At 54.9% G+C, this 12624-nt stretch carries 9 protein-coding genes and 1 rRNA gene; 5 read left to right on the top strand and 5 right to left on the bottom strand.

The genetic code is table 11. The annotated features are described in order from the left end of the window. The first annotated feature begins 23 nt into the window (after positions 1-23). Positions 24-141, top strand: a 5S ribosomal RNA gene (gene rrf, locus ACWIUF_RS10960). 126 nt (positions 142-267) lie between these two features. Here the strand turns inward: rrf and ACWIUF_RS10955 are convergent. Further along, positions 268-2376, bottom strand: a complete 2109-nt coding sequence (locus ACWIUF_RS10955; RefSeq protein WP_448572403.1) for a potassium channel family protein — start codon at positions 2374-2376, stop codon at positions 268-270. Between the two features lie 522 nt (positions 2377-2898). Then, positions 2899-4773: an ABC transporter ATP-binding protein gene (locus tag ACWIUF_RS10950; RefSeq protein WP_448572402.1), complete on the bottom strand. Its 1875-nt coding sequence runs from the start codon at positions 4771-4773 to the stop codon at positions 2899-2901. Positions 4774-4967: 194 nt separating this feature from the next. Here ACWIUF_RS10950 and arsS point away from each other — a divergent pair, with 194 nt between their 5' ends. Then, a complete protein-coding gene (gene arsS, locus ACWIUF_RS10945; RefSeq protein WP_448572401.1) occupies positions 4968-6011 on the top strand; it encodes an arsenosugar biosynthesis radical SAM (seleno)protein ArsS in 1044 nt (347 codons plus the stop codon). Positions 6012-6065: 54 nt separating this feature from the next. Here arsS and ACWIUF_RS10940 read toward each other — a convergent pair whose 3' ends face one another. Then, positions 6066-7415, bottom strand: coding sequence for a hypothetical protein (locus ACWIUF_RS10940; protein WP_448572400.1), 1350 nt, complete (start codon positions 7413-7415; stop codon positions 6066-6068). Positions 7416-7907: 492 nt separating this feature from the next. On the opposite strand from ACWIUF_RS10940, the gene tadA reads away from it, so the two are divergent. Continuing rightward, entirely contained in the window at positions 7908-8453 is a 546-nt protein-coding gene (tadA, locus tag ACWIUF_RS10935) for a tRNA adenosine(34) deaminase TadA (RefSeq protein WP_448572399.1), read from the top strand. On the opposite strand, the gene ACWIUF_RS10930 is transcribed toward tadA, so the two are convergent. Further along, on the bottom strand, positions 8450-9250 hold the full coding sequence (locus ACWIUF_RS10930; protein ID WP_448572398.1) for a circadian clock KaiB family protein: 801 nt from the start codon (positions 9248-9250) through the stop codon (positions 8450-8452). The two genes, tadA and ACWIUF_RS10930, sit on opposite strands and share 4 nt — an antisense overlap. Positions 9251-9578: 328 nt before the next feature. Here ACWIUF_RS10930 and gshA point away from each other — a divergent pair, with 328 nt between their 5' ends. Then, complete coding sequence (gshA, locus tag ACWIUF_RS10925) at positions 9579-10730, top strand: glutamate--cysteine ligase (protein ID WP_448572397.1); 1152 nt, start codon at positions 9579-9581, stop codon at positions 10728-10730. Between the two features lie 90 nt (positions 10731-10820). Here the strand turns inward: gshA and ACWIUF_RS10920 are convergent, their stop codons facing one another. Beyond that, positions 10821-11591, bottom strand: a complete 771-nt coding sequence (locus tag ACWIUF_RS10920; protein WP_448572396.1) for an ABC transporter permease — start codon at positions 11589-11591, stop codon at positions 10821-10823. Positions 11592-11852: 261 nt separating this feature from the next. Between ACWIUF_RS10920 and ACWIUF_RS10915 the strand changes: the two genes are divergently transcribed. Beyond that, a partial coding sequence (locus ACWIUF_RS10915; protein ID WP_448572395.1) for a DegT/DnrJ/EryC1/StrS family aminotransferase occupies positions 11853-12624 on the top strand: 772 nt, incomplete at its 3' end.

Below are 12624 nucleotides of genomic sequence, written 5' to 3'. Positions count from 1 at the left end.
CTGTACACACTCATCCCAGGCTTGCTGGTGATTATGGCGGAGTGGTCCCACACCGAATCCATCCCGAACTCGGTGGTGAAACGCTCCTGCGGCGAAGATAGTTGGAGGGTCGCCTCCTGCAAAAATAGCTCATCGCCAGCTCAATTTTAATGATGGCTGTTCTTCTAAGATAGGAGGGGCAGCCATTATTGTTGGATTAGCTACGCCCATCTGGTGTGGTGTGGATATGTGGCCTCTTTTTAATGGGGTTATTTCCCGATCGCTAGGTCACTCTTCTTTGGACGTATCAGCTTCAGATCGGTCAGTTGGGCTGATAGGGTTGACTTGAGCTTGAAAACCAGCGCGACGTAGGCGTTTTACCAGCCGTTGGGCTTGATGACGGTACAAGGGCAAGGGTAGCGTACCGGGGATGCGTTGCATGAGGGCGATCGCCTCATTAATTGGACATCCGGCAATCAGGGATACGATCGTTCGGGCTTCTTCTTCCAGAATGCTGCGATCGGCTCCTAAGGGCAGGCGATCAATGCGCATCACCCACTCACAGGGCAATCGACACCCTTGTTCAATTCGCTGTAATCCGGTAATAGTGGCGAGGACGACCAGGCGATCGCCCACCTGTAGGCGGAGGTCATCGGTTGGCATCAGGGTTGCGGTTTGGCCCGATCGCTGATGCAGAATGGGAATTACGCCATAGCCATAAGCGATTTGGCCGAGCAAGCGTTGGTTGAGGGTGTCCGGCGCTTCAATCTGGTATTCCGTCACGAGGATGGTGCAGCGATCGAAATGAAAAAGGCCGAGGACATTTTCGCCAAAAGCAGCAGCAGCAAACGCTTGGGCCGACAATTCTGAGGCACAGAGGACTTGGGCATCGGGGAATAGGCGGCCCATATTTTCGGCAAATCGACGATTGTAGGTGCGGATCACTAAATTGGCTGCCGAGTGAGCTGCCCGTGCGGTCAAAGCGGCTTCTAAATTGGCGAGTTCATCCCCCGTCACCGCAACGACACTTTTGGCCGTACTGAGGTTTAGGTTGGGTAACGCCTGGGTTATCTCCTTGCTGACGACCAAAGGCATTTGGGGCAGGATATCGGCTGCTAAGGGCGAAGCGTTAACACCCACCAGGGGTTGCTTAAATTGTTGCAAGCAGGTAGCGACACGTTGGCCAACTCGGCCCATGCCAATGATAACCGTATGACTTTGGGTCGGGATAGGTGGGCGTCGAGCCAAAAACTGAAACTTAGCCGTCAGCAGTTTTTCGGTGAGCAGGGCATAGACGACGCCTACAAATATTGTTCCGATCAACGTCAGGCTCAGGCTAAAGGATTGCAACCATCCCGGTAGGGGGTCTTCCAAGCGTACTCCGCCAAAAACATCCCCGTAGCCGCCTAACAGCAAAACCACAGTGGCGTAAAATGCCTCACGCCGACTGATTTGATCTGGGAAGTAATTATGGATCAGGGTCGTACCCAGGAATAGTAACGCGACAATGCTCAAGCCACAGACCATGACGACCCGCTGGATTTGGTCAGCAAAACTTTTGTCCCAAAACTGCTGGACGGATTGCCAAGCGCCAGTTAAGGGTTGGGGGCTTGCCAGGAGGGTCCGGCCAAGGGTAAGGGTCTTTTGGAGCCAGGACACGGCTTCTGTCTGACGCCTGGCAGATAAGCGGTGATTGGCCTCGACCTCAATATCAATTAACGTATCTCCTGCTCGGATAACCGCTTCTGGGTCCCACTGGTAGACATCTTCCATTGGGGTATGACCAGGGGGGAGATGGGCTAACACGCGCCGCCGCCGTGTATTCAGTTCCTGCACTTGGCGTTGATTGCACCAGCGGTGTCCAGCGGCAATCCCCCGACGGGTGATGCGCAAAAATTGCCCTTCTAACTGGAAAAAAACCAGGGTATTGTTACCCAGTGCTGCCAAGGCAAAGGCATCCGCAGACAACTGGGTGGGTTCAAAGGCAACATAGTTTTGCATCTGTTCGCTTAAGAGTTGGTTCAAGCCTTGTTTGGCCGATCGCACGACCAAGCGTACCTGGGGGTTAAGTAATCGTGCGGCAAAGGCTGCCTCTAAGTTCACCCGTTCATCATGGGTAACCAATAACGCGGCACGACAGCGATCGATCCCTGCTTGTTGCAACGTTTCTGCTTGACGGCAATCACCAATCACCAATTGGGTCAGGCAGGTTGCCAGGTCGGGTACTTCCCAGGTTGAGGGCGGCGACTGTTCGATCGCGATGACCGGCACACCAAAACGTTTGAGGTTGACCACGCAATGTTCGCCCAAGCTCCCCAAACCACAGACCAGGAAGCGATCTAACGGTGGCGTAGCGATCGGCTTCGCAGCCGGAACAGATGGTGGCGATCCACTCATAGGATGGCGGACGACGGGATTCAGTCGATTAGCTCTATCTTATGCCTGTTTCCTTCTCAGACGCGTATTCCTGCCAACATCGGCTGGCCCTGCTTGCCCTGCCCCCACCCAATCATGGGGCGACCACCGTGGAGGGTAAACAGGCTGTGATTTATGGTTTGTTTATGAGCAACTCATGCTCAGCGATAGGGATAAGCCCGTAGCGAGTTAGTTCTAGGTTATGCCTGTTTTTGCCGTAAAGGGAGATAGCAAGGCGCGGAACCACACTTTTGTGAAATTGATGAATACAGCCGTTGCCTCTCTAATGAAGGATTGTTGAAGTACTGCCAAGCCTTGCGAACAAGGGGCTTAAGTCCCTTGCCTGTACCTCACTGAGTGTGGAAGTGCTGTAACGCACCTTAACAAGGTATTGATCGTGTATTGATCGATTAACACCGTATCGTCATATCAGTTCCGTAGCTGACGTATTTGGGCCAGGGGTTCGGCAAAAGTCCGATTGCGATGCCATCCAGGTGTTAATACTTAGTTTCCTAACTGCTGGAGATAATAGAGACTGGCGTACAGACCCCCTTGGGCAAGTAAGGTTTCGTGGTTACCAGATTCAACGAGTTGGCCATGTTTGAGGACCAAAATACGATCGACCGAGCGAATGGTAGACAAGCGGTGGGCAATAATAATAGCCGTGCGATCGAGCAATAATTTATCTAAGGCTTCTTGAATCAAGGATTCGGTGCGCACATCCAGGTTAGCTGTGGCTTCATCAAGGATCAAAATTTCTGGATCGCGAATGGCAACGCGGGCAAAGGAGAGCAGTTGTTTTTGCCCCGCTGAGAGGTTGGTACCGCGTTCTCGCAGGGGGGTGGTATAGCCCTGGGGTAGACGCTCAATAAAGGCAGCGACATTGGTTTGTTCCGCAGCGGCCCGGATGTCAGCCTCTGAGTAGGGTTCACCAAGCGCAATATTGCTATTCACATCACCGGTAAACAGGAAGCCATCTTGCAGAATAACCCCTAAATAGCGCCGGAGATCTTGTTGACGCAGATCGCGGATATCAAGGCCATCAATGATGATGCGACCTTCGGTGGCTTCATATAGACGGCAGAGGAGGCGAATAATGGAACTTTTCCCGGCTCCCGTGGGACCGACAAGGGCAACTTTTTCACCGGGTTGAATAGTGAAATTGAGATCTTTTAGGACGTAATCATCCTCTTTGTAGGCAAATGATACCCCTTCAAAACGAATTTCACCGCGTTTTTTACCTAGAGTTGAAATTTTACCTGGGATTGGGCTGGGCGTTTGATCAAGAGATGATGCTTGTAGGTCTAGATTACTTTTTAAGCCTACTCCTCCAGTTTCCGGATCACGAATTTCGATCGGTTCATTCAATAAATCCCGAATTCGCTCAACAGCGGTAAAGCCTGATTGCAGCATCGTGAATTTTTCAGCAAAACGGCGTAGGGGATCAAATAATCGTTGGGAAAAAAGAATAAAGGAAGATAAGACTCCAAACGTTAGTTTATCTTCAATTACTAGAAGACTACCTAAACCAAGTACCATCGCGATCGCGACTAAGGAAATCCACTCCAAAGTAGCCGATACTGCCGAGTCATGGAAAATTGTTTTATCAACTTCGCGAATGTATTTTTGATTTGTTTTGCGAAATAGATCGGCATTCAAACTTTCTCGACGAAATAATTGTACCACCCCAATACCCATAATATTTTCTTGTAGCATGGAATTGAGTGCGGATAACTCATCTCGTGCGCGATAATTCGCCTTGCGATATTGTCGTTGAAAGTAAAGAATTAGGTAACTAACCGGTACCAGCAGCATACACAACATCAGGGCCAGCAGCCACTGACTGAAAAACATGGCAATGACGATCGCTAGGACTGAAAATAAATCACTCACAATCCCAATCGCACCCGTGGAAAACACATCACCCAAAGCTTCTACATCACTGGTTAAGCGGGTAATTAACCGTCCGACGGGTGTGCGATCGAAAAAGCGCATTGCCAGCGATGTGACATGGTGAAACAGGTCATCGCGAATTTCGGCGGTAATCTCCTGGCCTACTTGCTGTACCAAGTAGCCCTGCACCGACCCCAATAGCAACCGCAGTACCACGGTTATCATGAGGCCGACAATCACCCAGTTCAGCCCTGCATTGAGCGATTTCCCCGCCAAAAAAACCATCACCGGGTCCTGGCGAATCAACGAGATTGCCTGTCCAATCAAAATGGGCTGAATTGCCCCTGCTGCCGAGAGCGGCATCAACAAGACCATCGCGATCACGAACGGCTTCACACTGCGCCGGACGTAGGGGACCAACCGCAGAAATAGCCGCCAATCATTTTCGGGTTTTGTGTTAGGGGGCAATGCCGAAGCGCTGTTCATGGGTACCTTACGATGTTATGTCCTTGCGTCTTTGTGGCTTTGTATCTTTGTGGGTCCCCGTTTGCCCCGCTCCCTTGCATTATCGTCACATGATTTGTGGGGGCGCGACTGGGTACAGGGGGGTGCAGATGGGCAATACAGCCCAACAAATTTTGATGTAGGCTAGGGGATATTTGTCTGCCTGAAGTTTGCCGGTGACTGAGATCGACTTCCATCCTAGCCTACAGCATCGCTCCCATCCCCTCGCCTCCCCCTTAGCGCAACGGCATCTGCTCGCCGAACTTCCCCTGACGCGATCGTTCGAGGCTGCCGTTGCCAGTGCGGGGCATCAGCCCTTGCGATCGCAAGCCGTAACCGTCTTGCAAATGAATGTGGGCAAGCGCTGCAACCAGGTGTGTCGCCATTGCCATGTGGATGCCGGCCCCGATCGCCGAGAAGTAATGACGCCAGAGGTGATCGCTGCCTGTCTGCGGCTATTAGCTACCGGAACGATCGGCGTTGTAGACATTACCGGTGGTGCACCGGAGTTACATCCCCAATTTCGGGAAATCGTGCGTGAGGCGCGGGCACTGGGGTGTCATGTGATCGATCGGTGCAACTTGACCATTACCCAGCTACCGGATTATCAAGATTTACCGGAGTTTCTGGCTGAACACCAGGTCGAAGTGATCGCCTCACTCCCCGCCTATGGGCTGAAACAAACGGATGCCCAACGGGGGCCTGGCGTCTTTGACGCCTCGATCGCCGCCCTGCGGCGGTTTAATGCGCTCGGCTATGGACAACCCGATCGTGGTCTGATCTTAAACCTAGTCACCAATCCCGTGGGTGCCTTTTTGCCACCGAGTCAGCGATCACTAGAAGCAACCTGGAAACGGGAAATGATGCGACGATATGGCATTGTCTTTAATCAGCTTTATACGATTACTAATATGCCGGTTAGTCGCTTTTTAGAATTTTTGCTCGAGTCGGGTAACCTGGAAGCCTATATGGAAAAGCTTGTCAACCAATTTAACCCGGCAGCCGTGGCCGGGTTGATGTGTCGGTATACCCTCTCGGTTGGCTGGGATGGCCGACTCTATGATTGTGACTTTAATCAAATGCTGGATATGCCCCTTCCCCAAACTATTTTTGAGGTGAAGCTAAGCGATCTCGGCGATCGCCCGATCCAGGTAGCTGCCCACTGTTTTGGTTGTACCGCTGGGGCTGGCTCCAGTTGCAGTGGGGCAATGACTGAATAGCGTTGGGAGCCAGATGCGTCCGCATCAACAGAGGTGGCCCCTACTGCCTACTGCCTAGAGGGGATTACGCGGTACTCTCGGCGATCGCCGGTCAGGATCGTTACGCTTCATCGGCTTCGGTTTGGGACTGGAACGGGGCATCTCGGCTTCTCCCGCCTTCTCCGGTCCGGCTGACTGGCGCGGTCGCTTGAACGGTTTCTTATTGCCGTTCGGCGGACGTTTTTTCTGAAAATTGCGATCGCCCTGGGAGGGTCGCTTCTTCACGGGTGGAATAATGCCGATCAAGGTGCCCTTTTGCACGACTAAATCATTCCCTTCCCGTTGGACTTCCAAGTCCCAGAAATGCCGGAGTACTTTGGGAGAATCCAACGTTCCCTTAAGCGTTAACTTAAATGCCTTAGGCCGCTGGGATGCCTTGCGGGGTTGCTGTTTAATCTTAACAACCAACTTTTCCGTCTCTTGGGCATAGTGCACAATTTCACCCCGAATGGAGAAGAAACCATCGGGCAGCTCAGACGCAGCCACGGGTGCAACACCCCCTTCCGGTGTTGGCACGATATCGGCCTCAATTTCCTCCGCCTTGGCCACATTGGGCTGAGGTACTAGATCACTGGTAGCTGAAGCTAACTCAGCGACCTTCAGACTGGCAAGTGGCTCAGCGATTTCAGAGGGGGTTAGCTCCGGTAAATCGGCTGGGGTTGCCGCCGTAATCGCTGGCTCGTCTTCTCCCTCTTTACTGAGACTTTCGGGTTCCCAAATACCGACAACCTGCATATGGAGACTATCGCCCTCTTCGCGGGTGCGGGGATAGACAACCCATAGGTGTTCCTTGGTGAGATCAATATGCTTTTTGATCAGACTGATCACCCGGCCTAGCAAGACGGCATCAATGACCGAGCCGTCTGTGGTGTGGATGGTTCCCCGCGTGACTTGCTCTTCGCTTGCTGTGTATAGACCCCGGACTAATCCGATCGCCCGATACTGCATCGGTTCGCTGGGGGGGGAAATCGGATGATTGCGATCCTTTTCCTTGCCCTCGGTTGTGGGCGTCGTATCGTTGGTTCTTGCGTTCGTCCCTTCGACCTCAGCGCCCTTCGAGGCTGTGGTGGTTGACGGGGTTGGGAAGAGAGTATCTGGGCTATCCGGAGTCGCCGACGCTGGATCGGTGTTTTTCCCCGATACGGCCTGGGCAGCCTTAGCTTTGGCTGACGAGTGCGAGACAATCTCCAGCATCCCACTGGATTTTGCCGCCTTACCTGGGGTTTTCGCGGCGGGGGCTGGTCGCTTAGGTGATTGCAAGGCCGGAGATTCCTCCATCGGGGGAGCCGCTGGTTCGCTAGGCGGCGTCGGGGAAGATGCAGATGATTGAGGGGTTTGCGAGACTTTCTCTGATGGGGGATTCATGGAACCTCCTTGCGTGAATACTCCCCGCTCCAATAGATTGGGATCATGGGGGAGCTTAGGCTGACCCTACCTCCCTGTAAGCGGGTTGCTCCCACGAACAACCTCTCCTGACCGGTCTGGGGCTTTCCTCACGATAGCCCCGATCGGGGGTATCCTGATGGCAACTGCCAGCCAGCTTGCCAGCCTACAGGTAACTCCTCAAGCGTGGTCCTGATTACACGTCATGCCATGTGGTCATCCTAGCATGTCAACCTTAGCTCTGAGCGGCTAGAACGTCTGCCCATCTTTCTACCCAGATTGGGGAGAAAAATCTGGCCGATCGCACCCGAGAATTTGGACTTGCCCGCCAGCCTGCCTATTTTATTCAATGCAGCGTGGAATTGCTTTATCCGTAAAGTTAGGGCAATCTTTTCAGACAATTTTCAGACAATTGCTAAAAATGGCCCCTCGGTTGACCGAAAAAACATCCTAAATATCCGTAGACCCCACACCATGACTGCATTAGAGTCAAGCTCCCTCATCACGATCGCCGATCCGTCCCATCCCAGCCATGTTTATTGGATGCAGCAGGCGATCGCCCGCGCTGCAAGGGCTGGAGAAGCCGGGGAAGTCCCGGTGGGGGCCGTACTGGTGGGACCCCAGGGGCAAGTTCTGGCCGCCACTGAGAATCGGCGCGAACGCGACTGCGATCCAACGGCCCACGCCGAAATTTTGGCCTTACGACGGGCTGGCCAGCAACAACACAACTGGCACTTGAATGACTGCATTCTCTACGTGACGTTGGAACCCTGCCCCATGTGTGCAGGGGCGATCGGGCTAGCTCGCTTAGGGTTGCTGGTCTATGGAGCCAGTGATCCAAAAACCGGAGCTGTGCGTACTGTTCTGAACCTACCCGATAGCCCCGCCTCCTTCCACAAGCTCAAGGTTGTCAGCAATGTTCTAGAAGTCGAGTGCCGCCAGCAACTACAAGCCTGGTTTGCCCAACGTCGCCAGTACCACCGACAGCAAAGGGCCATTACCCAGTCTGCTCAACTTTAATCGTAGGGCATGGTGCTATTGAGGAGGCTGAGGATTTGTTCCGGCGTGCCTAGGTCACCGACAATCTTACGCACGGGGGGCGGCCATAGTTTGACCAGGGTGGGGGTTGCGGTAATCTGATCCCGTTCCGCCTGCTCCGGGTGTTTAACGACGTTGATTACCTTGAGGGTATAGGGATGGGCCAGGGAGTGTTCTAAAACCTGGCGGAGGTTATGCAGGAGCTTTTCCGTCATGCCATCATGGGCAGACACGAAGAGGCGCAAGGCATAGCCCTCGATCGCTGGGGCGGCTGAAGGCTGGGCGAGGGCGGGGGGATAGCGACTTGCGAGGGCGATCGCCACATCGTGGGCCGTGGTGGCCATCATTTCCTGGGTTGAAGGTTGGCTGATTTGCACCACCAGGTTGTGGCAGTCCCACAGTTGGGGAAACTGCTCACGATAGGTCGTGAAGAGGATGGGATTGCACGCATATTGATGCGAGGAAACCACCTGCCAGGATAGGCCAGTGGTGTGAAACATAGCATTCAGGAGCAATTGATAGCGACGGACGGGGGGATAGAGTTCAGCCACCCAGTGTAGGTCTTGGGTTTGGGGATCGTACCAGCGATCGATCGTGGCCGTATAGCAGGGAACCAGGAAGTGGGGTGGCTCCGGTAGCTCCAGGATGGATTGCAAAGCGATACACAGTTGCACGTGCCAGTGCTTTTGTTTATCGGGATCGATGCAATAGACCGCATCCCCACCGGGGGTGAAGAGGGCAATCCCTTTAAAACGATCGGGCGGGGGAGAGGAAGACAAGGTCGGGGAATCGGTAAGGGTGCTGGGTTAGGCATGGTGCCCGTGGGTTAGGCGCTGACCGGATGGGGGACGGCACCCTGCTGCGGGCAAACGGGATCTGGGGATCTTTACTCCATGTTAGCCAATCCATAAGCCCATGTTCCCAAGGGTTAACCGAGGTATCAGAGCTACTTGTGGTGGGTTGCCAGAAAGTTAAGACAGCGGGTTAGGCCAACTGGGCGATCGCGATAGTGGGTTAACACAGTACGGTTAAGGAGGGGGAACCGCCATACTCCGCTGGAGACACGGTGCGAACGCCCATTCCTATCCGATTGAGGGGGAGAAGCCTGTGCTGCCTAAAAACCTATTACTGAAAGGCTTTGAAATCGAAATCTATACGGGAACCCCGGACGGCAAGATTGTGGGATTCTCCGATCGCATTACTGCCGACCTGCCCGGTTTTGTGCGCGAACCCGATAGCCGCAATGTTGAATACACCACCCCGCCCTGTAGCCGTTACGAGCAATTATTGTGTTACCTCATCCAGCCGAGGGTACAACTGCGGCGATATTTGCAGACCCTCGGCAATTACACCCTCATTCCTGGCAGTACCCTCTCGCTAGGGGATAGCCACCACTTCTACCGTTCCGATCCGACCCATCCCTACCATACCTATATCGAGCAAACCTATGGCACGAAAGTGGTTACCGCAAGTGTCCATATCAATATCGGTATTAACGACCCCGAATTGCTGATGCGGGCCTGTCGCTTGGTCCGGGTCGAGGCGGCTCTGTACCTGGCCCTGAGTGCGGCCTCCCCGTTCCTGGATGGCCAAGTCACGGGCTACCACTCCACTCGGTGGGGCATTTTCCCGAAAACCCCGGCAATCGTCCCCCTCTTTACCAGCCACCAGCATTTTATTGACTGGACTGAGGCCCAACTGGTTGCGGGCACTATGCAAAATGTGCGCCATCTCTGGAGCGCCGTGCGACCCAATGGCGATCGCCGTCCCTATAGTTTGAATCGGCTAGAGTTGCGGGTGTGTGATTTAGTCACCGATCCGATCGCCCTGCTGGCCATTACCGCCCTGCTGGAAGCCCGCCTCTGGCAATTATGCGAGGACGAAACCCTTGATCCGCTGCAACGGAGCCAACTGACGGCTGATGCCCTCGTCACCCTAGCCGATCAGAATGAAATTGCCGCCGCTCGTCACAGTTTAGACGCGACGCTCCACCACTGGCAGGATGGCCGGGAAATCACCGCACGGCAATGGATTGAGCAACTCTACACCGAGGTAGAAGCCTACAGCCAACAACGGGGCTTTAAGTGCTTCCTGTCCCCGGTGAAAAAATTGCTGCGGGAAGGTAATACGGCCCAACAATGGCTACGATCGCACCAGGCAGGCTTGACCATCCCAGCGGTCATCACCCAATCCATTCAAGCCCTAGCCGAGCAGGAACAGGAATTGGCGGGACATGTATGTCAACCGCTGGTGGCTTAGCGGGTCTCTAGATGATCTAGGCAGTCCTTCGTAGAGGCTTGGCGGGACATGTATGTCAACCGCTGGTGGCTTAGCTCGGCGCTAAAAATCCTATTCCAAAATGAGTTGGGCTGCGCGATTAAAGCACTGGCGATAAAGCCCCCAGGTCACAAGTAGGGCCGAGAGGAGGTTAGCAAAGGCCAGCATAAACATGATCAACATCTGGTACAGGGAGGCCATAAACGGATCGACCCCGCTGAGGAGTTGACCGGTAATAATGCCCGGCAGGGTGACCATACCGACGACCATCATGGCGTTGATAATCGGGATGAGACCCGCTTTAATCGCTTCCCGGCGGTAGGTGGCGATCGCCTGTTGGGGCGTCGCCCCTAAACTCAGGTGGGTTTCAATTTCCAGCCGACTGTTTTTAACCGTACTGAGCAGCCGCTCCCCGGCGATCGCGCTACTGTTCATGGCATTCCCTAACACGATCCCAGCCAGGGGAACCAGATATTGTGGTTCATACCAAACCGGGGGCCGAATCACCAGCAGGGTGACATAGCCGAGGGTGAGGGTTGTGCTGATGAGAATTGAACCCCACACGAGGGGCAACAGACGGGCAAAGCGTTTGCTAATGCGGTTCCGGGCGACGACCGCCGCGATCGTGCTCATCACCAGCACCACCCCCAGCACCGCCCACGGGGATTGGAGGCTAAAGACGATCGCTAGCAAGTACCCGACGGCTAAGAGTTGCAGCGTCGTGCGGGCCGTGGCCATTGCCAGACTGCTCGCGAGGCCTAGCTGTTGCCATGCGGATAGTCCGATCGCGATCGCCATCAGCCCAGCCGCCCAGAGGAGATCTCCCAAACTCAGTTCAATCATTGGTTTTGGCCCGGTTAGCGCAACAGGGGAGGGTACTGCTTACCCTAGCACGTGCATCGCACTCCAGAGGGCGGCTGGCCAGACTGGGTGGCTGCTAGTGACTTTCTTTTTCGGACAAAGTTTGGTTCTATGAAGGTCAGGCTTACCCATGCTTGGGATGAGTCCTGTGCCCTGGTGCCGCCGTCGGGAGGTTCCTTTCCCACGGCTCAGGCCCGGTACCCTCCTTGCCCGACTCCCTGCTCTGTACTGGAATTTCTGTTTGTGAATACCATTCCCCCCCTCGATCTGGTCGGACAGTATCAGCAAATGGGTGATGAGATCACCCAGGCGGTGGCAGCGGTCCTGGCCTCTGGTGCTTATATCGGTGGCCCGGTGGTTGAAACCTTTGAACAGCAATTTGCCACCTATGTGGGGGTGAGTGACTGTGTGGCCTGTAATTCCGGCACCGATGCCCTCTTGCTGGCGTTGCGTGCGCTAGACATTGGACCGGGCGACGAGGTGATCACCACGCCCCTGTCCTGGGTAGCGACCGCCAATGTGATCGTCCGCCACGGGGCCAGGCCCGTGTTCGTCGACGTCGACCCTAACACCCGCCTCATCGATCTGCGGGAAGTGGAACGCGCCATCGGCCCACGGACCCGCGCCATCATCCCGGTGGACCTCGCGGGCATGCCGGTCGACCGGGACCAGCTCCGCGCGCTGGCGCAGGCACACGGCCTACGCGTGATCGAGGATGCGGCCCAGAGCATGGGGACGCGCTGGAACGGCCACCGCATTGGCAGCTTCGGTGACCTGGTGTGCGTGTCATTTCACGCAAACAAGAACATCACGACCGCCGAGGGCGGCTGCCTCGTGCTCAACGACGAGGACGAAGCCACGCGCTGCGAGCGCCTCCGTCTGCAGGGGGTGGTGCGGCTTCCCGACGGCGGCCAGGAGGTCGAGGTCGCTGGTGCCAAGCTGAACATGACGGACATTGCGGCGCGCATCGGCCTGGGACAACTCGCACGGTTGGAAGAGTTCAACGCGCGCCGCC

The sequence above is a fragment of the Trichothermofontia sp. genome, assembly GCF_053493415.1.
The sequence above is the reverse complement of the archived record's forward strand: the minus strand, read 5'-3'. Positions and strand labels throughout refer to the sequence as shown.

What these genes read in the sequence shown, in the direction of transcription:
- ACWIUF_RS10955 (WP_448572403.1), bottom strand. Translation starts at nt 2,376, where the DNA reads ATGAGTGGATCGCCACCATCTGTTCCGGCTGCGAAGCCGATCGCTACG.
- ACWIUF_RS10950 (WP_448572402.1), bottom strand. Translation starts at nt 4,773, where the DNA reads ATGAACAGCGCTTCGGCATTGCCCCCTAACACAAAACCCGAAAATGAT.
- ACWIUF_RS10940 (WP_448572400.1), bottom strand. Translation starts at nt 7,415, where the DNA reads ATGAATCCCCCATCAGAGAAAGTCTCGCAAACCCCTCAATCATCTGCA.
- tadA (WP_448572399.1), top strand. Translation starts at nt 7,908, where the DNA reads ATGACTGCATTAGAGTCAAGCTCCCTCATCACGATCGCCGATCCGTCC.
- ACWIUF_RS10920 (WP_448572396.1), bottom strand. Translation starts at nt 11,591, where the DNA reads ATGATTGAACTGAGTTTGGGAGATCTCCTCTGGGCGGCTGGGCTGATG.